The sequence below is a fragment of the Rhizobium sp. MHM7A genome (assembly GCF_005862215.1).
GTDB lineage: Bacteria > Pseudomonadota > Alphaproteobacteria > Rhizobiales > Rhizobiaceae > Rhizobium > Rhizobium bangladeshense.
On record NZ_VCHT01000034.1, the window covers coordinates 1 to 20,716 of the forward strand.

Annotated in this window: 19 protein-coding genes, 2 pseudogenes and 1 riboswitch; of the genes and pseudogenes, 8 read left to right on the forward strand and 13 right to left on the reverse strand. The window is 60.9% G+C overall.

Annotation, left to right across the window (positions count from 1 at the left end; genetic code table 11):
• The first annotated feature begins 123 nt into the window (after positions 1-123).
• Positions 124-261, forward strand: a complete 138-nt coding sequence (locus FFR93_RS41235) for a hypothetical protein (RefSeq protein ID WP_171049347.1) — start codon at positions 124-126, stop codon at positions 259-261.
• 169 nt (positions 262-430) lie between these two features.
• On the opposite strand, the gene FFR93_RS39400 is transcribed toward FFR93_RS41235, so the two are convergent.
• The 9 genes and pseudogenes from FFR93_RS39400 to FFR93_RS39440 all read right to left on the reverse strand — a co-directional run bounded on the left by FFR93_RS39400 (position 431) and on the right by FFR93_RS39440 (position 8,782).
• The gene (locus FFR93_RS39400) at positions 431-1,561 is read right to left on the reverse strand and encodes a calcium:proton antiporter (protein WP_138397123.1); all 1,131 of its coding nucleotides are present in this window, start codon (positions 1,559-1,561) and stop codon (positions 431-433) included.
• 152 nt (positions 1,562-1,713) lie between these two features.
• Entirely contained in the window at positions 1,714-2,421 is a 708-nt protein-coding gene (locus tag FFR93_RS39405) for an SDR family NAD(P)-dependent oxidoreductase (protein WP_064710703.1), read from the reverse strand.
• 163 nt (positions 2,422-2,584) lie between these two features.
• Positions 2,585-2,882: pseudogene (locus tag FFR93_RS39410) on the reverse strand (hypothetical protein).
• A gap of 23 nt (positions 2,883-2,905) precedes the next feature.
• Positions 2,906-3,502, reverse strand: a complete 597-nt coding sequence (locus tag FFR93_RS39415) for a DJ-1/PfpI family protein (RefSeq protein ID WP_064713805.1) — start codon at positions 3,500-3,502, stop codon at positions 2,906-2,908.
• A gap of 158 nt (positions 3,503-3,660) precedes the next feature.
• The gene (locus FFR93_RS39420; protein WP_138397111.1) at positions 3,661-4,053 is read right to left on the reverse strand and encodes a DUF779 domain-containing protein; all 393 of its coding nucleotides are present in this window, start codon (positions 4,051-4,053) and stop codon (positions 3,661-3,663) included.
• A 209-nt stretch (positions 4,054-4,262) separates the two neighbouring features.
• The gene (gene adh / locus FFR93_RS39425) at positions 4,263-5,771 is read right to left on the reverse strand and encodes an aldehyde dehydrogenase (RefSeq protein WP_138397112.1); all 1,509 of its coding nucleotides are present in this window, start codon (positions 5,769-5,771) and stop codon (positions 4,263-4,265) included.
• Positions 5,772-5,941: 170 nt separating this feature from the next.
• Positions 5,942-6,901, reverse strand: a complete 960-nt coding sequence (locus tag FFR93_RS39430) for a helix-turn-helix domain-containing protein (protein WP_138397113.1) — start codon at positions 6,899-6,901, stop codon at positions 5,942-5,944.
• Between the two features lie 177 nt (positions 6,902-7,078).
• Positions 7,079-8,287 (reverse strand): TIGR03862 family flavoprotein, encoded by a 1,209-nt coding sequence (locus FFR93_RS39435; RefSeq protein WP_138397114.1) that lies wholly within the window; start codon positions 8,285-8,287, stop codon positions 7,079-7,081.
• A gap of 72 nt (positions 8,288-8,359) precedes the next feature.
• A complete protein-coding gene (locus FFR93_RS39440) occupies positions 8,360-8,782 on the reverse strand; it encodes a helix-turn-helix domain-containing protein (RefSeq protein ID WP_138397115.1) in 423 nt (140 codons plus the stop codon).
• A 72-nt stretch (positions 8,783-8,854) separates the two neighbouring features.
• On the opposite strand from FFR93_RS39440, the gene FFR93_RS39445 reads away from it, so the two are divergent.
• The 6 genes from FFR93_RS39445 to FFR93_RS39470 all read left to right on the forward strand — a co-directional run bounded on the left by FFR93_RS39445 (position 8,855) and on the right by FFR93_RS39470 (position 17,226).
• Positions 8,855-11,101 carry a heavy metal translocating P-type ATPase gene (locus tag FFR93_RS39445; RefSeq protein WP_138397116.1) on the forward strand — a complete coding sequence of 749 codons (2,247 nt, stop codon included), beginning with the start codon at positions 8,855-8,857 and terminating at the stop codon, positions 11,099-11,101.
• Positions 11,102-11,493: 392 nt separating this feature from the next.
• Positions 11,494-11,719, forward strand: a riboswitch (cobalamin riboswitch).
• A 260-nt stretch (positions 11,720-11,979) separates the two neighbouring features.
• On the forward strand, positions 11,980-12,201 hold the full coding sequence (nrdH, locus tag FFR93_RS39450) for a glutaredoxin-like protein NrdH (RefSeq protein WP_064710712.1): 222 nt from the start codon (positions 11,980-11,982) through the stop codon (positions 12,199-12,201).
• Between the two features lie 13 nt (positions 12,202-12,214).
• A complete protein-coding gene (gene nrdI / locus FFR93_RS39455) occupies positions 12,215-12,616 on the forward strand; it encodes a class Ib ribonucleoside-diphosphate reductase assembly flavoprotein NrdI (RefSeq protein ID WP_138397117.1) in 402 nt (133 codons plus the stop codon).
• Positions 12,595-14,763, forward strand: a complete 2,169-nt coding sequence (gene nrdE / locus FFR93_RS39460; RefSeq protein WP_138397118.1) for a class 1b ribonucleoside-diphosphate reductase subunit alpha — start codon at positions 12,595-12,597, stop codon at positions 14,761-14,763. Before nrdI ends, nrdE begins: the two co-directional genes overlap by 22 nt.
• Before the next feature lie 164 nt (positions 14,764-14,927).
• A complete protein-coding gene (gene nrdF, locus FFR93_RS39465) occupies positions 14,928-15,902 on the forward strand; it encodes a class 1b ribonucleoside-diphosphate reductase subunit beta (protein WP_138397119.1) in 975 nt (324 codons plus the stop codon).
• A 100-nt stretch (positions 15,903-16,002) separates the two neighbouring features.
• Positions 16,003-17,226, forward strand: a complete 1,224-nt coding sequence (locus tag FFR93_RS39470; RefSeq protein ID WP_138397120.1) for an adenylate/guanylate cyclase domain-containing protein — start codon at positions 16,003-16,005, stop codon at positions 17,224-17,226.
• A 6-nt stretch (positions 17,227-17,232) separates the two neighbouring features.
• Here the strand turns inward: FFR93_RS39470 and queE are convergent, their stop codons facing one another.
• The 4 genes from queE to FFR93_RS39490 form a co-directional block, all read right to left on the reverse strand.
• Positions 17,233-17,961 (reverse strand): 7-carboxy-7-deazaguanine synthase QueE, encoded by a 729-nt coding sequence (gene queE / locus FFR93_RS39475; RefSeq protein ID WP_138397121.1) that lies wholly within the window; start codon positions 17,959-17,961, stop codon positions 17,233-17,235.
• Positions 17,958-18,314, reverse strand: coding sequence for a 6-carboxytetrahydropterin synthase QueD (gene queD, locus FFR93_RS39480; protein WP_064710718.1), 357 nt, complete (start codon positions 18,312-18,314; stop codon positions 17,958-17,960). The genes queE and queD overlap by 4 nt, the downstream gene beginning before the upstream one ends.
• On the reverse strand, positions 18,314-19,024 hold the full coding sequence (queC, locus tag FFR93_RS39485) for a 7-cyano-7-deazaguanine synthase QueC (protein ID WP_064713794.1): 711 nt from the start codon (positions 19,022-19,024) through the stop codon (positions 18,314-18,316). The genes queD and queC overlap by 1 nt, the downstream gene beginning before the upstream one ends.
• Before the next feature lie 116 nt (positions 19,025-19,140).
• On the reverse strand, positions 19,141-20,193 hold the full coding sequence (locus FFR93_RS39490; RefSeq protein ID WP_138397122.1) for a LacI family transcriptional regulator: 1,053 nt from the start codon (positions 20,191-20,193) through the stop codon (positions 19,141-19,143).
• A 308-nt stretch (positions 20,194-20,501) separates the two neighbouring features.
• Here FFR93_RS39490 and FFR93_RS39495 point away from each other — a divergent pair.
• Positions 20,502-20,716: pseudogene (locus FFR93_RS39495) on the forward strand (sugar ABC transporter substrate-binding protein); the annotation flags it as partial.

Sequence of the window (20,716 nt, forward strand, 5' to 3'; positions counted from 1 at the left end):
ATCCTCCACCGCAACCAATCAAAATGCCCGCCTCGAGCGGGCTTTTTGCGTTTCCGGGGAAACATCAAAACATCCGTTCAGCGAGCGGCGTGATGCATCTCACAGCATCCGGGAAAGCAGAGCATGGACGAGCCCGAATTCCTCTCACAGGTGGCGCGGATTCGGACGTCGGCCGCGAAGGTGAAACAGTGCGGCGTGGAGGACTTCCGTGGTCTCGCGCCGTTCTCGATCTGCTGCGGCATGTCGAGCGCCAGTATTTAATTGATCCCGGCGTGCGCTTATGCAACAAACTTGCTTCAGCGGCCCTAAATGTGCGCATCGGCGTTTCGAGGCGTAAGCCGCCGGGACTTTTCTCGCTCGGCAGTCGGCACGCGGGCATGTGGCGGCAGTCGACACGCAGGGCATTTAATGTCCGCTCTCGCGCAGGCCATCATTGCTGGAAAATCAGCAGGACGTAGGCCAGAAAAAGTACCAGATGAACCGCCCCCTGCATCAGATGCGTGCGGCCGCTGGCAAATGTTATAATGCTGACCGCAAGAGTGAGCACCAGCATCACAAGATCTCCGTGCTCCAGGCCGAGGGTTACCGGATGTCCGTAAAGACGGCTGATGACGAGCATTGCCGGTACGGTCAGCCCGATGGTCGATAAAACCGACCCGAGAAAAATATTGACGGACCGCTGAAGATTGTTGGCGATAGATGCGCGCACGGCGCTGATGGCCTCGGGGGTGGCGACAAGAACGGCCATGACGACACCGCCAAATGCGGTTGGAGCATGCAGGGTTTCGATGATGTAATCGATCGGCCGCGCGAGCTGTTCGACCAGGAATACCACAGGACCCATGTAGGCGAACAGCAATAGGGCATGAGGCCACACCGCCGCGGCGTGAGGCGCTGCTTCATCACGAGGTTCGTGGCGATTGCTGCCGTCGGTGAAATAGTCCTGATGGCGACCGGCTTGAAGAAACAGAAATGTGGCGTAAAGGCCTACCGAGATTATGCCGAGTATCAATTGCCGTGGCGCCGACGGATGTTGTCCGTCCGGGCCGGGAAGAAAAGTCGGCATCACAAGGCTGAGCGTCGCCAAAGGCACGATGACGCCGAGATAGGCGTTAGCGCCCTGCATGTTATGCTGTTGCTCGGGCCGCCGCCAGGCACCCAGCAACAAGGATAGGCCGACCATGCCGTTCAGGATGATCATGACGACCGCGAACAAGGTGTCGCGCGCCAACGTCGGGTTGTTCTCGCCATGAATCATCACGGCGGATATAGCCAGCACTTCGATCGACGTGATGGCGAGCGTGAGAATGAGCGTCCCGAAAGGCTCCTTAATGCGCTCCGCCAGATGATCCGCATGCCGCACGACGGAGAGGGCGGAACCGAGCACGACGGCAAATAGCCACCCGAAAAGGACCGTGAACCAGAACGGATCGGAAAGTCGGCTGATGAGCTGCTCCTGAAACGCGAGGAATATCCAGCTCGTCGCGAGGCTGACGCCGAGAAACCGTTCCTCGCGCATCAGGGCGGCTGCGCCGGTGCGCGATACCGGCCGGTCACTCATCGCAAGCACCGCCATCGGCCAAATGCAGTCGCGATCCGATCATCAACTCCATCGCATGCTTGACCCCGAGATAAAGGCGATCGTCTGTCATTGGTTCAGAATATCAAAAGGACCGTGCTGCCGGCCAGATCCCGGGGACCTGCAAACCTCGCCTATTCGCGGCCGGTGGCTGGAATCGCTGCCCCGGTAACGACGCCTGATGCGGGTGAAATGAGGAAAGCGATGAGCCTCGCGATCGACTGCGGCGATACCCAGGCATCCGTTTTTGCATTGGGCATGGCCGCGCGATTCTCGGGGGTATCGATCGTGCCGGGCAGAATACAGTTGGCAGTAATGCGGTCGTCGCGGCATTCAGCAGCAAGCGCTTCCGTCAGCCGGATGACAGCGGCTTTCGAGGCTGCATAGGCGGCCTGGTTGGCACCGGCCTTCAGACCAGGCGCCGCAGCGACATGTACAATGCGTCCGTAGCCGGCGGCCTTCATCGTCGGGAGAACCGCCGCGCTGATCGTTAGCGCGGTGCGTGCGTTTGCCGTCATCATGGTATCCCATTGCGCGGGGGCTTCCGGCCCGACCGGCCCCATCTGAAACCCGCCAACGGTGTTGACCAGTGCGCCTACGCCGCCGAAGCGCTTGACCGATCGGGCGACGGCGGCAACGCAGGAGGCGTAATCGGTGAGATCTGTTCCGGCGATCGATAGAAACTCGGTGGACGCAGGAAGCTCGCCGGCCAACGTTTCCAGCTCCTGACTGGAACGATTCATGCAGACGAGTTTTACGCCGGCGCCGGCAAGCTCCCGGACAACGGCGCTGCCGAGGTTGCCGCCGGCTCCAGTGACGATCACGGCTTTCTGGTCGTACATGGCAAGTGATCTCCTGACGGCGCCGGTGCTCGATGATGCCGCGCATTGTTGGTCCAGGCTGCGCCGCAACGCAACCCCTTCCGCAGCCGCGTCGGTCAGGTATCTTGAGAATGCGGACGGAGCAGAGAGCTCCGCCCCCCGGCATCCGGGTTTCGTCCGACTGTCAGTGATATTTTTCCCGTTCGCGGCCGAGGATGATCGGCGCATCCAACTCAGCGATCGGGCGGGTGACATCTGCCGGGATGTCACCGGTGACCTGCAGGTCGAGGTAGCGAGCGCAGCAGACGCGCAGGAATGATGTGAAGTTCCCGAGATCATGGCCGGCATCGATCGTTTCATGGTGCAGCCGGGTAATCAGAGAAGTTCTCCAGCCTGACGCTGGTGACCATTCCATCGATGCGCAGCGACCGGGTGGTGCTTTCCCATAGCCGCGCATCCGCCTTGATGAAGAGTTCACACATGTCGTCCTCCTGGCCCCGCCTTCTCAGGCCGCGTTGGTTTCAGGTATTGACGAGGCATCGAGTACTGCCATGAACTGCCGCAGCCAGGAGGGATGCGCCGGCCATGCCGGCGCCGTCACGAGGTTGCCGTCCGAGACCGCATCGGAGATGGAAATGTCGGCGTAAATGCCCCCGGCAAGTTCGACTTCCGGCCGGCAGGCCGGATAGGCCGAGCAGGTGCGGCCCTTCAGCACGCCGGCGGCGGCAAGCAGCTGCGCGCCGTGGCAGATGGCGGCAACGGGTTTTCCGGCATCGAAGAAATGCAGGACCGTTTTGATGACGTCGGCGTTGAGGCGAAGATATTCCGGCGCGCGGCCCCCGGGGATCACCAGGGCATCGTAATCCTCCGCCCGCACGCTGTCGAAAGTGGCGTTCAGCGCGAAATTATGGCCTCGTTTCTCCGAGTAGGTTTGATCGCCCTCGAAATCGTGAATGGCGGTGGCGACGGTCTCACCCGCCTTCTTGCCTGGGCAGACGGCGTCGACCGTATAGCCGCAGGCGAGCAGCGTCTGAAACGGCACCATCGTTTCATAATCTTCTGTGAAGTCACCGGTGATCATCAGGATCTTAGAAGCTGGCATCGCATCCTCCTTTGAAACCAACAGACGAAGATTAACAAAGAGCGCCTAGCAGCAGGTACTATGGGAGTACTACAGGCTAAATTCTCGGCCGGCGGCAGGAGCATCACGACAAGAGCGCTTTCAAATCCTTTTTGGGGCGCAACATCAGGCGGCAGCTATCAGGCCGTCTTAATCGTCGCATCCGGTACGGCACAGGCCTCGCCGCCGCCGAAGAGACGGGAACGGGTAAGGAAACGTTTCTCGCGGCCGTTGTCGAGCGAGAACATGCCACCGCGGCCCGGCACGACATCAATGATCAGCTGCGTGTGTTTCCATGCCTCGAACTGGCTGGCGCTGATATAGACCGGCACGCCGCCGATCTCGCCGAGTTTGACGTCGCTGTCTCCGACCATGAATTCATTGGCGGGATAACACATCGGTGAAGAGCCGTCGCAGCAGCCGCCGGACTGGTGGAAGAGGATATCGGGATGATCCCGCTTGATTTCCGCGATCAGGCCGAGGGCCGCGTCGGTTGCGAGAACGCGCGGTTGGCCGTTGACGGTCGTTTCCATTATTCTTCCTCCCAAAGTTTCGAGGAGGATTCCCCTCCCCAACCCTCCCCAGAAGGGGGAGGGGCTTAACGTGCGGCCTCGCCTTATTCACTCTTGAGCGTAGCATACAGGGTCGGCTTGTTGGTTTGCGCGACGGTGCCACAGCTTAGCCCCTCCCCTTGTGGGGAGGGGCTGTGGAGGGGTTTTCGACTCTCCCGCCATGCCGCTTCTCAAAAGAAACCGAGCGCCTTCGGGCTGTAGCTCACCAGCATGTTCTTGGTCTGCTGGTAGTGATCGAGCATCATCTTATGGGTTTCACGGCCGATGCCGGACTGCTTGTAGCCGCCGAAGGCCGCGTGGGCCGGGTAGGCGTGGTAGCAGTTGGTCCAGACACGGCCGGCCTGGATTTCGCGGCCGAAGCGATAGCAGGTGTTGGCGTCGCGGCTCCAGACACCGGCACCAAGACCGTAGAGCGTGTCGTTGGCGATTTCGAGCGCTTCCTTCTCGTCCTTAAAGGTCGTCACCGAGACCACCGGTCCGAAGATTTCTTCCTGGAACACACGCATCTTGTTGTGGCCCTTGAAGATCGTCGGCTTGACGTAATAGCCGTTCGCCAGCTCGCCGCCGAGATCGTTGCGCGCGCCGCCGGCCAGAACCTCCGCACCTTCCTGCTTGCCGATGTCGAGATAGGCGAGGATCTTCTCGAGCTGCTCGGTCGATGCCTGAGCGCCGATCATGGTCTCGGGATCGAGCGGGTTACCCTGCTTGATCGCTTCGACGCGTTTGACGGCCTTTTCCATGAACCGGTCGTAGATCGACTCCTGGACGAGGGCGCGGCTCGGGCAGGTGCAGACTTCGCCCTGGTTGAGGGCGAACATCGCGAAGCCCTCGAGCGCCTTGTCAAGAAAGTCGTCATCCTCGGCCATCACATCGGCGAAAAAGATATTCGGGGATTTGCCGCCGAGCTCCAGCGTCACAGGAATAAGGTTCTGGCTGGCATATTGCATGATGAGGCGGCCGGTCGTCGTCTCACCGGTGAAGGCGATCTTGGCGATGCGGGGGCTGGTCGCCAGCGGCTTGCCGGCCTCGATGCCGAAGCCGTTGACGATATTGAGCACGCCGGGCGGCAGCAGATCGCCGACAAGCTCGGCCCAGATCAGGATCGAAGCGGGGGTCTGCTCGGCCGGCTTCAGCACCACGCAGTTACCGGCGGCAAGCGCGGGTGCGAGCTTCCAGGCGGCCATCAGGATGGGGAAGTTCCAGGGAATGATCTGGCCGACGACGCCGAGCGGCTCATGGAAATGATAGGCGACGGTGTCATGATCGATCTCGCCGATCGAGCCTTCCTGAGCACGGATGCAGGCTGCAAAGTAGCGAAAGTGATCGATCGCCAGCGGAATGTCGGCCGCCATGGTTTCGCGGATGGGCTTGCCGTTGTCCCAGGTCTCGGCCTGGGCGAGCAATTCCAGCTTGTCTTCCATGCGCTGGGCGATTTTCATCAGGATGTTGGAGCGCTCGGCAGCGGAGGTGCGGCCCCATTTTTCCTTGGCCGCGTGGGCCGCATCTAGCGCGAGATTGATGTCCTTTTCATCGGAGCGCGGAATGTCGCAGAGCTTGCCGCCCGTGACTGGCGTCACGTTTTCGAAGTATTTGCCTTCGACCGGCTCGCGCCACTCGCCGCCGATATAGTTGCCGTACTTCAGCTTGAACGGCGACTCGACGATTTTCTGATGAAGCATGTCATCCTCCCTTGATGGTCCAGGTTCAAATCGAACCAGTGGGAGGAAAATGTGCGCGTTTTGCCGAAGGGAACAGGGAGCAGGATCAATACCGCAGCGCACACTGTCGCAGGTATGCGACAGGATCGCCTGGTGATTGCCCCATGCCCGGGGAACCTTCGAGCGCCTGCTCAGTGGAGGTCGAACTTCTTCATCTTCCGGTGCAGAGTGGCGCGGCTGATCCCGAGCGCGACGGCTGCCTGCGAAACATTGCCGCTGGTGCGCGACAGCGCGCGCAGCAAGGCTGCCTTTTCCGCTTCGATGATCTCCTCCTGCTGCGAAACCCCAGCCTCATGAAGGGCATCGGCGGCGGGAATGCCGGCAGCAATCCGCTTGTCGTCCAGCTGCAGGGCGATGCGAGCGGCGCGGGTGGCGCCGAGCACAAGATCGTGCCGGTCGACCGCGAGCAGGGCGGCGGCGGAATTGGCGCCGGCCGGGACCATCAGGAAACGGGCGCCAGCAAAGGCCGAGCGGAAGAGGTTGAGTTCGATGCGCATCGCCGCATCGCGCACGGTCTGGGTCAGGATGGCAAGCGTCATCTCGCTGACGTCTTCACGGCACGTCGAGATGTCGAGGGCGGCGGCGAGCTCGCCGCGATGATCGCGGATCGGCGCCGTCGTGCAGCTCAACCGGATGTTCGAGCAGAAGAAGTGTTGGTCGCGGAAGATGGCGACGGCGCGCTCGTCGGCAAGTGCGGTGCCGATGCCATTGGTGCCGATGCTCGCCTCGGTCCAGACAGAGCCGGTCCAAAGGCCCAGATCGTAGAAGTCCTTGTCGTCGCCTGATGTGCCGCGGCGCTCCAGCGCGATGCCGTTCCTGTCAGTCAGAAGAATGCAGCAGCCGGCCTTGCCGACGGTAGTGAAGAGGCGGTCGAGCTCATCGGTCGCACCGGCGATCAGCCGTTCCGACTGTTGGCGGGCCTGGTGGAATTCCTGGTCGGTGAGGCGCAGCGGCGCACGCTCTTCTTCCGGCGCGAGCCGGTGCATGGTCATGCAGCGCCGCCAGGAGGCGACGATCGGAGAACTCGCGGCAGCGGAATTGCGCTGCGCAGAAGTGTAGACATGCTCGGCATGTGCTGACTGTTCGTGCATCTGCTCCTCCCACGGAACTTCAGCATAGTCTGATGGAAACGCGCCCGGTTTGCAATTGCAGGCTTCGACGAGCGCGCTCCTCTCACCCTGGGCGATCAGAGCATGATGCTGAAAAGTGTGAGCGATCTTTGCACCACACCGCGCCCCCGCTTCATTGATCTAGATCCGGGTTAGCATCTAGCGTGACAGCCAGGTCTCGATGCCGCGCGCTGCCGCCCGGCCGGTCGCAAGGCAAGCGGTGAGCAGATAACCACCTGTCGGTGCCTCCCAGTCGAGCATCTCGCCGGCGACGAATGTGCCCGGCAGGGCCTTCAGCATGAAACCTTCATCAATGCCGCTCCAACGGATGCCGCCGGCCGAAGAGATTGCCTCGGCGATCGGTCTCGTGTCGAGGAGCGGGATCGGCAGGGCCTTGATCATGTCGGCGAGATGCCGGGGATCGCTGCGATCGCGCTCCGGGGCGAGTTCGCGCAGCAGCGCCGCCTTGACGCCATCGATGCCGGCGCCCTTGCGCAGGCGGTTCGAGAAGCTTGATTTGACGTCCTGTCGCGCCAAGTCCCGCGTTAGTCTTTCGGCCGTCCGCCCCGGTGCAAGGTCAAGCGTCAGGACGGCGCGGCCATGGCTTTGCAGCCGATCGCGCAGAGCGGCGGCATGGGCGTAAATCAGGCTGCCCTCGATGCCACTGCCGGTGATGACGAATTCGCCGGGAAAGGTGCCGGCCTCGGAGCTGGCGGTAACTGACTTTACCGGCTCGCCGGCGAAACGTTCTCTCAAACTCTTGCTCCAGCCGACGACGAAGCCGCAATTGGCGGGCCGGAAGGGGTCGATCTCGACGCCTCTTTCCGCCAGCCAGGGCAGCCAGCTCGCATCGGAGCCGAGGCGCGGCCAGCTTGCACCGCCGAGCGCCAGCAGAGTCGCATCGCAATGGAAGACGCTGCGCCCTTGCGGCGTTTCGAAAACATAGCCCTCTTCGGCAAAACCGGTCCAGCGATGGCGGGTTCGCAGCGTAACACCCTGGCCCTCGAGCCGTCGGAGCCAGGCGCGCAGCAAGGGAGAGGCCTTCATCGTTATCGGGAATACGCGACCGGACGAGCCGACAAAGGTTTCGGTCCCCAACCCTGAAGCCCAATCCCTGATATCATTGGGCGTGAAAGCGTCGAGAGCTGCGCGGAGGCGCACAGAAGCCGTGCCGAAGCGTGTGACGAAACGGATGTAGTCCTCGGAATGGGTGATGTTGAGGCCCGATTTGCCGGCCAGCAGGAACTTGCGGGCGAAGGTGGGCATGGCGTCATAGACGGTCACCGCATGGCCGGAAAGCGAGAGCAGCTCGGCCGCCGCAAGGCCCGCGGGGCCTCCGCCGATGATCGCAATCCGTTTCTGGTTCATGGATGTCTTCGCCCGATTCCTGCTGGGGCAGTTTTGGCGCGAGGGCGGACCAGCCGCAAGGGCGCAATCGCGTCAGTGGTGCGCATGCGTGCACTGGCCGTGGTCGGCAAGCACCTCGATGACGCGGCATTGATCGACGCGGCCGTGGCCGCAACCTTCGACCATGATTTCCAGCTCGGCCTTCAGCGCCGTCAGGCTGCGGATACGCTGCTCGACCTCGATGAGGCGGGCCTTGGCGATGGCATCGGCCGAGGCGCAGGACTGGTTCGGATCATCCTGCAGGGTCAGCAACGTGCGGATCGCCTCGATCTCAAAACCGAGTTCGCGGGCGTGACGGATGAAGGTGAGCCGGCTGATATCCGCAGGCTCGAAGGCGCGCTGGTTGCCTTCGCTGCGGCTCGGCGCCGCGAGCAGGCCGATGCTCTCGTAATAACGGACCGTCGGCACCTTGACGCCGCTCCGGCGCGCGGCTTCGCCGATGGTGATTCTTTTCATCATTTTTCCTCTTGCACCTCTAGTCGCTAGAGGATGTAGGAGGGATGCTTCTATTTGGCAAGGAAGCGGATCATGGCGGAGTCGAGCGAGACACGGTACCGGGTCGGCGGCATGGATTGCGCCGCCTGCGCGACCAAGATCGATGCGGCGGTCAGACGGGTGGCGGGCGTCGCCGATGTTTCAGTGTCGGTGATGGCGGGCACGATGACCGTCCGGCATGACGGCAGTGACCTCAAGGCGATCGAGAAGAAAGTGACGGGGCTTGGTTATTCCGTCTCGCCTTTTGCCGGAAGCGCAGCCCCTGTACCTGAACGCGGCTTGCATCATCATGATCACGGCGATCACGCAGACCACGACCACGCCAATCATGATCACGGTCATGAAGGCCATGGTTACAACCGCGCCCATGGCGAAAAGGAAATCAAAGGCCTGCATGGGCACGGCTACGCGCCGATGACCGGCACCTGGTGGCAGAGCAGGAAAGGGCGGTTGACCATTCTTTCGGGTGCAGCGCTCGTTGCCGCTTATGCTATCGGCCATGTCGTGCCGGCCGTCGCGCCCTATGCCTTTATCGTCGCCATGCTGGTCGGTCTGGTGCCGATCGCCCGGCGCGCGGTCATGGCGGCGCTATCCGGCACGCCTTTCTCGATCGAGATGCTGATGACGATCGCCGCCGTCGGCGCCGTCATCATCAATGCGGGAGAGGAAGCGGCAACCGTCGTCTTCCTGTTCCTCGTCGGCGAGTTGCTCGAAGGCGTAGCCGCGGGCAAGGCGCGTGAAAGCATCCAGTCTCTAGCGACCCTGGTGCCGAAAACCGCGCTGCTCGAAGATAATGGGCAGATACGCGAGGTGCCGGCAGAAAGCCTCGCTGTTGACGCGATCATTATGGTTCGCCCAGGCGACCGCATCTCGGCAGACGGCATCATCGTTTCAGGCGAGAGTGCGATCGACGAGGCTCCGGTGACCGGCGAAAGCACGCCGGTGCGCAAGGGCGTCGATGCCGTCGTCTATGCCGGTACGGTCAACGGCGATGCCGTGCTCAGGGTTCGCGTCACGGCAGCGGCCGCTGACAATACCATCGCTCGTGTCGTCAAGCTGGTGGAGGAGGCGCAGGAATCGAAGGCGCCGACGGAGCGCTTCATCGACCGGTTCTCTCGCTATTATACCCCCGGCGTGCTGGTGGTCGCCGCACTGGCCACGGTCGTTCCGCCGCTGTTTTTCGGCGGCTCGTGGAGCGACTGGGTCTACAAGGGCCTTGCCATCCTTTTGATCGGCTGCCCCTGCGCCCTCGTCATCTCGACGCCGGCGGCGATCGCCGCTTCGCTGTCGGCTGGTGCGCGGCGCGGGCTCTTGATGAAGGGCGGCGCCGTGCTGGAAACGCTCGGCAAGGTGACGATGGTCGCCTTCGACAAGACAGGCACGCTGACCGAAGGCCGGCCGCAGGTCACCGACATCGTCTCCTTCGGATTGAGCAGAGCGCAGCTCTTATCGCGCGCGGCCGTGCTGGAGCAGGGGTCCAGCCATCCGTTGGCGCTCGCCATCCTCAATCGCGCCAAGGCCGATGGTGTTCCCGTGCCGCCGGCCTTCGAACTGGAAGCACTGGCGGGCAAGGGCGTCCGAGGCAAGGTCGGCGGCGAGACGCTGGATCTGCTGTCGCCTCCGGCCGCTCGCGAGCGCGGCGCGTTGGACGGGGAACAGCAGGCGCGCGTCACCGCTCTAAACGATGAGGGCAAGAGCGTGTCGGTGCTGCTCGTCAATGGTGCTGCGGCCGGCTTGATCGCCATGCGCGACGAGCCGCGCGAGGATGCGGTGACCGGGCTCTCGGCGCTCAAATCGGCCGGCGTCAAGGCGATGATGCTGACCGGGGACAACAAACGGACGGCGGCGGCCGTTGCCGGCATGCTCGGGATCGACTGGTGCGGCGAGATGATGCCCGAGGACAAGCAGCGCGTCGTTGGCGAACTGAAGCGCGAGGGTTTCACCGTCGTCAAGGTCGGCGACGGCATCAACGACGCGCCGGCGCTCGCCGCCGCCGATATCGGCATCGCCATGGGCGGCGGCACCGATGTGGCGCTGGAAACCGCCGATGCCGCCGTACTGCATGGACGCGTCGGTGATGTGGCGCGGATGATCGCGCTTTCCAAGCGGACGATGCGCAATATCCTGCAGAATATCACCATCGCGCTCGGCCTGAAGGCAGTCTTCCTGGTGACGACGATCATAGGAATCACCGGGCTCTGGCCGGCGATCCTCGCCGATACCGGCGCCACCGTGCTGGTGACGATTAACGCGCTCAGGCTGCTTCGCGTAAAGATGTGAAGACCGTGGATTCGGGCCTGACCGAGAATCGAAATCGCGGAGCCGGTCGTCGGTAGGGCCGGCTCTCAGTTTGCTGACAAGGTCTCCTTTGTCATGCTCGGCCTTGTGCCGAGCATCTGACCACTGCAATTTACCGGCAGAAAAACCTTTATGTTTAGACACTTAATTGATCGGGGCAGATCCTCGGCACAAGGCCGAGGATCACGTCGCGGGTGTTGCAATGGTTTGTTAGCGGCCTCAGACTCGGTCGCAGACCGGTTCTATCAGAGCCTTCTCCACAGCGTCTTTTCCTTGAGCTTTCGTTAGCCATGTTTATCACAGGAACGCAGTGATTTCAAACATGCCGTAACGCAATGCCCCAACCATCTGTTGACGCGATTTTGGATTCGCGTACTATATCTAGTGTTCAAGGTTCCTTCGATTCGTGAGGATCGGGGCTAAGACGGGAATACGGTGCGTCTCGCCATGAGGACGGGACAAGGCCGGAGCTGCCCCCGCAACTGTAAGCGGCGAGCAACTGTCCGATTTCAGGTCACTGAGGCATGATGCCTTGGGAAGGCTGGGGCAGGGTGCTTCGACCCGCAAGTCAGGAGACCTGCCTTGAACGAAACGTCCACGGGCGGGGTGTCCGGAAGGTCGCGTGCTTGACGGCGGAACATCCGCGCCTGTTACGCTACTCCGAACGTCCGCATCAGCACTTCGGGGTTTGAAGTCATGTCGAGAACATCAAGGCAGCCGCCCGCGCGTATCCTGCGAAGGATGCTATCAGGCGTCTGAAGCGCCAAGTTTGTCAGATCATTATCGAGCGTTACCCGGACGCCGCACGGCGCCCGATCCCACACCCGCGTCCTGACTTCATTGACATTACGAGGAACATGATGAGCATTACCGTTTACAGCAAGCCGGCTTGCGTCCAATGCACCGCCACCTACCGCGCCCTCGACCGTCTGGGCGTGGATTATGAGATCGTCGATATTTCCGAGGATGCCGAAGCGCTCGATCGTGTGCGCGGCATGGGCTACATGCAGGTTCCGGTCGTGGTTGCCGGCAGCCAGCATTGGGCGGGGTTCCGCCCGGATATGATCAGCGCGCTCTCCTGAGCTGAGAAAAACGATGGGGCTGATCGTTTATTATTCCAGCCGATCTGGGAACACCCATCGTTTCGTCGAGAAATTGGGGCTGCGCGCGGCGCGCATTCCCGTCGGCGCTCAACACATCCACATTCGCGAGCCTTATGTGCTGATTTTGCCCACCTATTGCGGGGATGGCGGTAGAGGGGCCGTGCCCAAGGAGGTGATCCGCTTCCTCAACGACGCGGAAAACCGCTCCAACATCCGCGGCGTGATTGCTGCGGGCAACAGCAATTTCGGCGAGACCTACGGGCTCGCCGGCGACGTCATCTCGAAGAAGTGCCAGGTGCCGTACCTCTACCGGTTCGAGCTCCTGGGAACAGCCGAGGATGTCGCCAATGTCAAAGACGGGATGGGACGATTTTGGACACGGGAACAAATCTGACGCGGGATGCGGGCGCAAAACCGCTGAAGGCGGCCGAAACGCTCGACTATCATGCACTGAACGCGATGCTGAACCTCTATGACGATGAGGGAATGATCCAGCTCGACAAGGACCGCATGGCGGCCAAGCAGTACTTTCTGCAGCATGTGAACCAGAACACGGTGTTCTTCCATAACCTCAGGGAGAAGCTCGATTACCTCGTGACCGAGGGTTATTACGAGCAGGAGGTGCTCGACCAGTATTCCTTCGATTTCGTGCGCGACCTGTTCGATCAGGCCTATGCCAGGAAATTCCGCTTCCCCACCTTCCTCGGTGCTTTCAAATATTACACCAGCTACACGCTGAAGACCTTCGATGGAAAGCGCTATCTTGAGCGCTATGAGGACCGCATCTGCATGGTGGCGCTGACCCTGGCGCGAGGCGACGAGGCTCTTGCCCGCGACATGGTCGACGAGATCATTTCCGGGCGCTTCCAGCCGGCAACGCCCACCTTTCTCAATGCCGGCAAGAAACAGCGTGGCGAACTCGTTTCCTGTTTCCTGCTGCGCGTCGAGGACAATATGGAATCGATCGGCCGGTCGATCAATTCGGCGCTGCAGCTCTCAAAGCGCGGCGGCGGCGTGGCCTTGTCTCTGACGAATATCCGCGAGGCAGGCGCGCCCATCAAGCAGATCGAGAACCAGTCCTCCGGCATCATCCCGATCATGAAGCTCTTGGAAGACAGCTTCTCCTATGCCAATCAGCTCGGCGCGCGGCAGGGAGCGGGCGCGGTTTATCTGAACGCCCATCATCCCGATATCATGCGCTTCCTCGACACCAAGCGTGAAAACGCCGATGAGAAGATCCGCATCAAGACGCTATCGCTCGGCGTCGTCTTGCCCGACATCACCTTCGAACTCGCCAAGAACAACGAGGACATGTATCTGTTCTCGCCCTACGACGTGGAGCGAGTCTACGGGATGCCGTTCACCGAGATCTCCGTGACGGAAAAGTACCGCGAGATGGTGGCGGATGCCCGCATCTCGAAGAAGAAGATCAAGGCGCGCGAGTTCTTCCAGGTGATCGCCGAAATCCAGTTCGAAAGCGGCTATCCCTACATCATGTTCGAGGACACGGTGAATCGGGCGAACCCGGTTGCCGGGCGCATCTCCATGAGCAATCTCTGCTCGGAGATCCTGCAGGTGAGCGAGGCAAGCGAATATAACGACGATCTCTCCTATAAGCACCTCGGCAAGGACATTTCCTGCAATCTCGGTTCGCTGAATATCGCAGCCGCCATGGATTCCGTTGATTTCGGCAAGACCATCGAGACGGCGATCCGGGCGCTGACGGCGGTTTCCGACATGAGCCATATCTCCTCGGTTCCGTCGATCGAGAAGGGCAATGACGAGAGCCATGCGATCGGCCTCGGCCAGATGAACCTGCACGGCTATCTTGCCCGCGAACGGATCTTCTACGGCTCGGAGGAGGGCGTCGATTTCACCAGTATCTATTTCTATACGGTGACGTACCACGCAATCCGCGCTTCGAATTTGTTGGCGATCGAACGCGGCCAGAGCTTCAAGGGCTTCGAAAAGTCCAAATATGCCTCCGGCGAATATTTTGACAAATATACGGAGCAGCAATGGAAGCCGGCGACCGAGAAGGTGAGTGCGCTGTTCAATGATGCCGGCGTTCATATCCCGACGCAGGAAGACTGGGCGACGTTGAAGAAGGCGGTGATGGCGTCCGGCCTCTATAATCAGAACCTGCAAGCGGTGCCGCCGACCGGATCGATCTCCTATATCAACCACTCGACCTCTTCGATCCATCCGATCGTCTCGAAGATCGAGATCCGCAAGGAGGGCAAGATCGGCCGCGTCTATTATCCGGCGCCGTTCATGACCAACGACAATCTCGACTATTATCAGGACGCCTACGAGATTGGTGCGCAGAAGATCATCGACACCTATGCGGCGGCGACCCAGCATGTCGACCAAGGTCTGTCGCTGACCCTGTTCTTCCGTGACACGGCTACGACGCGCGACATCAACAAGGCGCAGATTTACGCCTGGAGGAAGGGCATCAAGACGATCTACTACATTCGCCTTCGCCAGATGGCGCTGTCCGGCACCGAGGTGCAGGGCTGCGTTTCCTGCACGCTGTGAGTTGATTTCGGCCTTAGAGCCAGAGACCCCCTCACCCTAACCCTCTCCCCGCTGGGGATTTTGTGGGGATGACGCTGCCGCAAGTCTCTTCTCCCCAGCGGGGAGAGGTGCCGGCAGGCGGATGAGGGGGCTGCGCCCACCTACTCCTGAGGAAGGACCACCTTATGAACATGCAAATCAAGCCAACCAGCCGCGTGCGCGCCATCAACTGGAACCGCATCGAGGACGACAGGGATCTCGAAGTCTGGAACAGGCTCACCGGCAATTTCTGGCTGCCGGAAAAGGTGCCATTGTCAAACGACATTCCCTCCTGGGCGACACTGACGCCGGCGGAACAGCAACTCACCATCCGCGTCTTCACGGGTCTGACGCTTCTCGACACAATCCAGAACGGCATCGGCTCCGTCAGGCTGATGGAGGATGCGGTAACCTCGCATGAGGAGGCGGTGCTTTCCAATATATCCTTCATGGAGGCCGTGCATGCCCGCTCATATTCCTCGATCTTCTCGACGTTATGCTCCACGCCTGACGTCGACGACGCTTATCGCTGGTCGGAGGAGAATGATTTCCTGCAGCGCAAGTCGGCGCTGATCATGGAGCAATATGCGTCCGGCAACCCTTTGAAGAAGAAGGTCGCCAGCGTCTTCCTCGAGAGTTTCCTGTTCTATTCCGGCTTCTATCTGCCGATGTACTGGTCAAGCCGCGCCAAGCTCACCAATACGGCCGATTTGATCCGGCTGATCATCCGGGACGAGGCGGTGCACGGCTACTATATCGGCTACAAGTTCCAGCGCGGGCTGGAGTTGCTGTCCGAGGAACGCCGGCAGGAAATCAAGGATTTCTCCTTCGATCTGCTGCTCGAACTCTACGACAACGAGGCTCGGTATACCGAAGCGCTCTATGACGGCGTCGGCTTGAGCGAGGATGTGAAGAAGTTTCTGCATTACAACGCCAACAAGGCGCTGATGAATCTCGGCTACGAGGCGCTTTTCCCGGCTGAAGCCTGCAAGGTCAATCCGGCGATCCTGTCGGCGCTGTCGCCGAACGCCGACGAGAACCACGACTTCTTCTCCGGCTCCGGCTCCTCCTATGTCATCGGCAAGGCTGTCGCAACCGAGGATGAAGACTGGGATTTCTGAGACTTAATTGCAGTCTCCCCTTATCATTTGCTTCGCCATCGACCACATTCACGGAAACTCAATTCGGTATTCGTCGGTGATGCGGCGTAGTGGGGTTTCGATGTCCTCTTTTTTGAACAAGGCCGGGGCTGCTGTTGAAACGGACGAAGGCGCCTGGCCGATCCGCCGGAGGCGGATCCTCGACTGGCTGGTGAACGAGACGCGCGGCGAGCGCTTCATCGACAACATCCTTGTGGCAATGTGCGAGAAGCTGCTGGCCGCAGGGGTACCGGTGGCGCGCGCGACGCTGCATTTCAGGACGAATCATCCGCAATGGATCGGCGCCCGCATCCTCTGGACGGAGGGCATGACGGAGGCGAAAATCAACACATTCGCCTATGGTGTCGAAACCACGCCGGAGTTCCTGAAGAGTCCGGTCAACGCGATCCACCAGGGGGCGGAGGAGGTGCGCCGGCAACTGGAAGGCACTGCCGACGCCGACGAGGATCCTTTCTTTCAGGAGCTGCGTGACGAGGGTCTTACGGAGTACATTGCCTGGCCGATCGAGCATACTTTCGGCAAGCGCCACGTCGCGACATTTTCCACATCCCGTCCGGGCGGCTTTACGAGCGAGCATACCGATTTCCTGCGCGATCTCCTGCCGGCGCTGACCCTCGTCAGCGAGATCAGGCTGAAGAACATCATGGCACGGACGCTGCTGCAAACCTATGTCGGACCGCATGCGAGCGAACATATTCTTTCGGGTGCGACGACCCGCGGCAGTGGCGCGACCGTCGGCGCGGCAATCATGATCTGCGACCTGCGCGACTTTACGGCGATCTCCGATCTCTGGCCGCGCGACGATGTCATCCATCTGCTGAATGATTATTTCGACGCTATGTCGGATCCGATCGAACGACACGGTGGGGAAATCCTGAAATTCATGGGAGACGGGCTGCTGGCGATCTTCCCATTGGCCAAGGAAACGGCCTGCCTCGATCTGCTGCAAGCGATCCGCGAGGGGCAGGCGTCGATGGCCGAGCTGAACGAGGAGCACCTGCGCATGGGACGCGAGCCGCTGCGCTACGGCGTCGGTGTGCATGTCGGCGACGTCATGTACGGCAATATCGGCTCGCGCCGACGGCTGGATTTCACCGTCATTGGCCCCGCGGTCAATGTCGCGTCGCGGCTGGAAAGCCTGACCAAAGAGGTTAAGCGTCCGGTGCTCTTGTCGCGGGCTTTCGTCGAGATGGCGGGCTGCGCGAAAGACATGGACAGTCTCGGCACCTTCCCGCTGCGCGGGCTCGGAGAGCCTGTCGATGTCTTCGCCTTTCCGGTACGATAGACGAGCTCAGACGCCTCGCTTGTTACCCCAAAGCAGTACGTGCAGCTGCGGCAGCACACGCGGTTCAAACCATCGGTCAGCCGTCACCTTCTTGACGAGCCAGTGCATCCGATCCATGACGCCGTCGATATCGATGCGCGCGTCATCGTCATCGGGCGGCGGCGGTGTATGGTTGCCCGGCTGAAGGTACAAGGGAATAGAGGGATAGCGCTGGCCCACCTCCCGCGCGAAGGCATAATCGGCATCGTCGAAGACGACGATTTTCAAAGCGATCTCCGGTCCGCCGGCCGAAAGCCGCAGACAACAGTCGATCTCACCCCAATCGGTCTGCATCCCGCTCGACGGTGGCTTGGGACTCAAGACCAGAGTGTCGAGATCGCGAAACCAGTTCCGGGACACACTTCCCTGCGTTTCCAGCGCGAAGCGATATCCCTGGGAATGGCCGAGTTCGATCAGCGGCCCCAGGGGCTGGATTGCAGGATTGCCTCCGGAAAGGGAAACCGTCAGCGGCCTGCTTCCGGAAAGCCTTGTGACCTCCTGCCAGATCGCTTCGACCGACATGGGGGCCCATTGATCCCGGAAGGCGCTGTCGACCGCGTGAAGGCTGTCGCACCAGGAGCAGCGGTAGTCGCAACCGCCAGTCCTAACGAACACTGTCGGCAGCCCGATCAATGCGCCTTCACCCTGTATGGTCGGGCCGAAGATCTCGCTGATCCGAATGGTCTCGGCGCTCATGGTCTGTACTCTGCCCAGGTCTTCGGCGTTTCGCTGACGCGGACGGACGAAGTCTCGGGGAAGCGCTGCTTGCACCAGTCGTAGAAGTGCCTGGCCAGGAACTCGGAGGTGACTTTGGAATGACCGAACACGTCGTTCAGATGGCGATGATCGAGAGCCTCGTCGATGTAGTGCTTGAGCGGCGAGAGGTCGTGGTAGTCGAGAACGAAGCCGTCATCATTCAGCGTTTCGGCAGACAGTTCGACGACGACGATATAGTTGTGGCCGTGGAGCCGGGCGCATTGATGATCGGCCGGCAGGTGATCCAGCTGATGCGAGGCGGAAAGATGGAACTCCTTAGTAATGCGGTACATCAACGCACCTCCGCGGCTGGATATCGCGACACGGCCGCTTTCCAGAAGTCTGGGTCTTCGTATTCCGTCGGATCGGCGACGCCGGCAAGGTGGAAGGCTTCGCGGCGTTCGACGCAGGTTCCGCAGCGCCCGCAATGGAGATTGCCGCCCTTGTAGCAGGACCAGGTTTCCGCGAAAGGCGTGCCGTGTTTCGCGCCGTCGGCCACGATCGCGGCCTTGGAAACATCGACATAAGGTGCAAGCAGTTCGACGCTCGCATAACCGTCAAGCGCCTCGTTCTGCATGCGCTGAAAGGCGTCGATGAAGCCCGGCCGACAGTCCGGATAAATGAAGTGATCGCCGCCATGGACGGCGACGGCAACCGCATCCGCCTTTTGCGCGGCCGCCAGACCGAAGGCGATCGCCAGCATGATGGCGTTGCGGTTCGGCACGACGGTGGCCTTCATGGTCTCCTCGGCGTAGTGGCCGTCCGGAACCTCGACATCGTCGGTCAGCGCGGATCCGCTGAGATGGCCGCCGATAGCGGCGATGTCGATGATATGATGGGGAACGGCAAGCCGCGCCGCACATTTGGAGGCGAAGTCGAGTTCCTTCCGATGTCGCTGACCGTAGTCGAAGGAGACGAGGCCGATAAGCTGTTCTTCCGCTGCCATTCTGTAGGCAAGCGACACGGAGTCGAGTCCGCCGGAGCAGACGACGATGGTTTTCATATTTTGGATTCCCTTGTTTTGACCGGGTGGGCTGCGACCGGATTACACGCGCGCTTCTAAGCCAAATCACGCGTCATGAAAACAGTTTTAATATGACCTTCCTTCGATCGGCGCGGCTAACCGATCGGAAAGTTGATCTGCGGCGGCAGCAGACGCTGCAGATCCTCGGCGTCGGGATTGTTGATGCGCTGCAGCAGCATGCGCCCGAGATCCTCTCCTGCCGCCGTCAGGTCCTCGTGGATCGTATCGACCTTCGGCTGCAACTGAGTGAGAAGGCGGGATGTCTCCTTGGCGACGATATCGTAGTCGGCCGCGAGTGTCTGGCCGGCATCGCTCATGCCGCTGATGACGGCAAGGGCCGAAACTTCGCCGGGGCAGATGAAACCATCGGGAGCCCCCGGCGCGGCTGCGCGGCTGCGGATGAAGTCGCGCAATACATCCGCCGGCGTATCGAGATCGACGGTCTCGGGGATTTCATAGGCGACACCGGCCTGGCGCACCGCCGTCATGAAGCCGTGCAGGATATGTTGGCAGAAGGTCAGCCGTTTCGGCGGCAGGATCACCGCCACCTTGGTGCGGCCCTTGGCAATCAGCCGGCGCGTCGCTTCATAGGCAAAGGTAAAGTTGTCGTAGTCGACATAGGGATGCGGCGTCGAAAATTCGGTGCGGCCGTGACAGATGAAGGGAAAGCCGGTTTCGAGCAGTAGGCGGACGCGGGCATCGAGCGGTTCGGTTCGCGTGAAGATCAGCCCGTCGGCGAGGTGGTTCCGGATAATATATTCGGCGGCTTCGACATTGGTCGTCGACAGGAAGTTTGGGGCGACGACGAGATGGTAGGACGTCTCTTTCAGCGCCTTGGCAATGCCGTACATAATCGAGGTGCTAAAGCCGACCACCTCCTCGTGGGAATCAAGCAGGATGGCAACGACGTTGGTGCGGCCCGTCTTGAGACGTTGCGCTGCCCGATCCGGGAGGTAGCCGATTTCGCGGGCGATGCGGTGAACCCGTTGGCGGGTCTCGAGCGAAATCTGCGGTGCATCGGAAAGTGCCCGCGACACCGTCGTCACCGCCAGACCGGTAATGGTGGCGATCGTCCGCAAGGTCGGCTTGCCGCGCTTATGCAGGATATCGAGATTCTCGCCGCGATGCGGCCGGGACGGTTCGGTCACTCTAGGCTTTCCATGCTGGAATTGCCGATACAATAAACACGAAGACATAGGTGCGCAATCTTGGAATGAAAACGTTTTAAATTTTATAACCTCATTATCCGTTTGGATGATCTGAATGTAATTCAATATGTTATGCCAATAATCATATTTTTCTCGGGAGTCGAGAAAGCGCTTGACGACCAAAGAGTTATAACGTTTTAAATTGTTAGCCGCGCGGAGGAGCGCGGCTTCATGCCAACCGCTGCAATTGCGGGACGCATCTGGTGGCGGGGAGGGTCCTGCCGCCATTTTCAAATGGGAGGAAATTCATGCGCAAGTTCATGAGCTCGGCGGCGGTCGCTGTCGTGATGATGGCTGGTTTGGGTGCGGCTGAGGCTGCCGACGTTAAGGAAGTTCAGATGCTTCACTGGTGGACGTCAGGGGGCGAGGCGGCGGCTTTGAACGTCTTGAAGGAGGATCTTTCGAAGGAAGGGTTTGCCTGGAAGGACGTTCCGGTTGCCGGCGGCGGCGGTGATGCGGCGAT

Coding starts and splice junctions, on each gene's coding strand:
- FFR93_RS41235 (WP_171049347.1), top strand. CDS start 124: ATGGACGAGCCCGAATTCCTCTCACAGGTGGCGCGGATTCGGACGTCG.
- FFR93_RS39400 (WP_138397123.1), bottom strand. CDS start 1,561: ATGAGTGACCGGCCGGTATCGCGCACCGGCGCAGCCGCCCTGATGCGC.
- FFR93_RS39405 (WP_064710703.1), bottom strand. CDS start 2,421: ATGTACGACCAGAAAGCCGTGATCGTCACTGGAGCCGGCGGCAACCTC.
- FFR93_RS39415 (WP_064713805.1), bottom strand. CDS start 3,502: ATGCCAGCTTCTAAGATCCTGATGATCACCGGTGACTTCACAGAAGAT.
- FFR93_RS39420 (WP_138397111.1), bottom strand. CDS start 4,053: ATGGAAACGACCGTCAACGGCCAACCGCGCGTTCTCGCAACCGACGCG.
- adh (WP_138397112.1), bottom strand. CDS start 5,771: ATGCTTCATCAGAAAATCGTCGAGTCGCCGTTCAAGCTGAAGTACGGC.
- FFR93_RS39430 (WP_138397113.1), bottom strand. CDS start 6,901: ATGCACGAACAGTCAGCACATGCCGAGCATGTCTACACTTCTGCGCAG.
- FFR93_RS39435 (WP_138397114.1), bottom strand. CDS start 8,287: ATGAACCAGAAACGGATTGCGATCATCGGCGGAGGCCCCGCGGGCCTT.
- FFR93_RS39440 (WP_138397115.1), bottom strand. CDS start 8,782: ATGAAAAGAATCACCATCGGCGAAGCCGCGCGCCGGAGCGGCGTCAAG.
- FFR93_RS39445 (WP_138397116.1), top strand. CDS start 8,855: ATGGCGGAGTCGAGCGAGACACGGTACCGGGTCGGCGGCATGGATTGC.
- nrdH (WP_064710712.1), top strand. CDS start 11,980: ATGAGCATTACCGTTTACAGCAAGCCGGCTTGCGTCCAATGCACCGCC.
- nrdI (WP_138397117.1), top strand. CDS start 12,215: ATGGGGCTGATCGTTTATTATTCCAGCCGATCTGGGAACACCCATCGT.
- nrdF (WP_138397119.1), top strand. CDS start 14,928: ATGAACATGCAAATCAAGCCAACCAGCCGCGTGCGCGCCATCAACTGG.
- FFR93_RS39470 (WP_138397120.1), top strand. CDS start 16,003: ATGTCCTCTTTTTTGAACAAGGCCGGGGCTGCTGTTGAAACGGACGAA.
- queE (WP_138397121.1), bottom strand. CDS start 17,961: ATGAGCGCCGAGACCATTCGGATCAGCGAGATCTTCGGCCCGACCATA.
- queD (WP_064710718.1), bottom strand. CDS start 18,314: ATGTACCGCATTACTAAGGAGTTCCATCTTTCCGCCTCGCATCAGCTG.
- queC (WP_064713794.1), bottom strand. CDS start 19,024: ATGAAAACCATCGTCGTCTGCTCCGGCGGACTCGACTCCGTGTCGCTT.